At 61.5% G+C, this 1,001-nt stretch carries 1 protein-coding gene and 1 pseudogene; both read right to left on the bottom strand.

Translation table 11 applies throughout. The annotated features are described in order from the left end of the window. Positions 1-177, bottom strand: a pseudogene (locus KHP60_RS24850) (IS630 family transposase); the annotation flags it as partial. 161 nt (positions 178-338) lie between these two features. Continuing rightward, positions 339-1,001, bottom strand: a 663-nt coding sequence (locus KHP60_RS24845; RefSeq protein ID WP_213566935.1) for a M10 family metallopeptidase C-terminal domain-containing protein, incomplete at its 5' end; no start/stop codon positions are given.

The raw sequence follows: 1,001 nt of genomic DNA, 5'->3' as shown, positions 1-1,001 counted from the left end.
GCAGGTCTTGGAGGTGCCGGTCTGGCGCATGATCTCGGTCGTGCCGATGCCATCCGCGCTCAACAGCACGATGGCGGCCCGCCAGACATGTTTCTGAGCCGTGTTCCGGTTGCTGGTCAGCGCCTCAAGGCGATGCCGGTCAGACGGGGTAAGAGTGATCGAAATGCCAGTCCGCATACCACAGACTCGCATGCGCACCGGCTGAGGGGAATCCTTCAGCGGACTCTTTTGTTAGGTGGATACCACTAGGCGCTCACGAGCCGATGACGCGCTCGCATGCCTTGTCTACAAGAAAAGTAGCCCCGGATTACCGGGGCTACTAGGAAACATGGCTATCGTTAGATAACCACGAAGTCCGCGGCCGTCATCTTTAGGTAAGTGTCAACTTTGGCGAACTGGATCGCTGCGCCGCGGCCTGAACCGTCAGCGTCATACGACAGAGCACCCGTCTTGTTGTTGTAGATGATACGGTCGGTGGAATCCAAGGCCTTCTCGCCGATCACGAACTTGCTGGCTGCCAAGGTTCCCGTCGTTCCGAGCTTGGTGAAAACCGAGTCATTGAGACGGATGGTGTCATCCCTCACGCTGAAGTCGGTGATGGTGTCGACATTGCTGGAGCCAAGCTTCGTGTCGAACGTGAAGGAGTCCTTTCCTGCACCACCCGTGAGGATGTCACTGCCACCCTTGCCCCATAGGTAGTCGTTGCCACTCTTGCCATCGATCTTTTCGATGGCCGTCGTGCCAGTCAGCTTGTTGTTGCCGCTGGTGCCCGTGACGGTTTTCGTCGGGGTCGGTGTGGGGGTGGGGGTGGGGGTCGGCGTGGGGGTCGGCGTCGGCGCAGGCTGGGGAGCGCTGGACCCATACTCGAACGCGCCGAGGTCTGCTGTTGTGCCGACGTAGGCGCGTCCGACGGCGGCGCCCTTGTCGATCAGGTCGCTGCTGCTGGCCGGGCGCAGGAAGGCGCTGACCGGCAGGGAGCCGTCATCGGCGCGGGCGGCCAC

It is taken from the genome of Microvirga sp. 3-52, from assembly GCF_018383585.1.
In the GTDB taxonomy this organism is placed as follows: domain Bacteria; phylum Pseudomonadota; class Alphaproteobacteria; order Rhizobiales; family Beijerinckiaceae; genus Microvirga.
The sequence above is the reverse complement of the archived record's forward strand: the minus strand, read 5'-3'. Positions and strand labels throughout refer to the sequence as shown.